1 protein-coding gene is annotated in these 767 nt (G+C 52.2%); it reads left to right on the top strand.

Annotated elements, in window-relative coordinates:
* Nucleotides 1-510, top strand: coding sequence for a flavin reductase family protein (locus tag B5G16_RS12430; RefSeq protein ID WP_087264367.1), 510 nt, complete (start codon nucleotides 1-3; stop codon nucleotides 508-510).
* Nucleotides 511-767 lie beyond the last annotated feature (257 nt).

Genomic DNA, 767 nt, shown 5'->3' with positions numbered 1-767 from the left:
CTGATCGTGGCAGCCTACGACGAACAAGGTATACCCAATGTCATGAATGCCGCCTGGGGTGGCATGTTTACCGATGAGACAATCGGAATCTGTCTCTCCGCCGGGCATAAAACCACGAAGAACATCCTTGCGACACGTGCCTTCACCGTCAGCATGGCTACGGTCGATCAAGTGGCTGCCTGCGACTATGCAGGTATCGTCTCCGGGAATAAAGTCCCCGACAAATTCGCCCGGGCAGGATTTCATGCCACTCCTTCGACACACGTCAATGCCCCGATGATCGACGAACTGCCCATGACGCTCGAGTGCGAACTACTCTCTTATGATCCCGCAAGCTGCCATCTGACAGGACGTATCGTCAACATTTCGGCCGACGAAAGCATTCTGACCGACGGACAAATCGACCTGCGTAAGTTACGCCCGATCAGCTTCGACCCCATTCATCTCGAATATATTGAATTAGGGGCTACAGTTGACAAGGCTTTTTCCTGCGGCAAGAAACTAAAATAGCAAGACCTATCGCTATTCAGGATGTACGACCCTCGGGAAAATCGGATTATCATCGACGGAGAGGACAAAACCGACTCCGTCGAACGCTGTTGGTACACCTCAAGGCCTAACCGCTGCCAGGTCATTTTCTGTAATTTTCCGAAGACCTACACCTATGTCCCGAGCAAAGTGTTGTGGCTGAAGGATCCCGTTATATTCGATCCGCAGCATTGCCATCTGCTCCACAAAGGCCGTCGGATAGAGCCTCTCTCCCACAT

This window comes from Alistipes sp. An66 (assembly GCF_002161445.1).
Taxonomy (GTDB): Bacteria; Bacteroidota; Bacteroidia; order Bacteroidales; family Rikenellaceae; genus Alistipes; species Alistipes cottocaccae.
The sequence above is the reverse complement of the archived record's forward strand: the minus strand, read 5'-3'. Positions and strand labels throughout refer to the sequence as shown.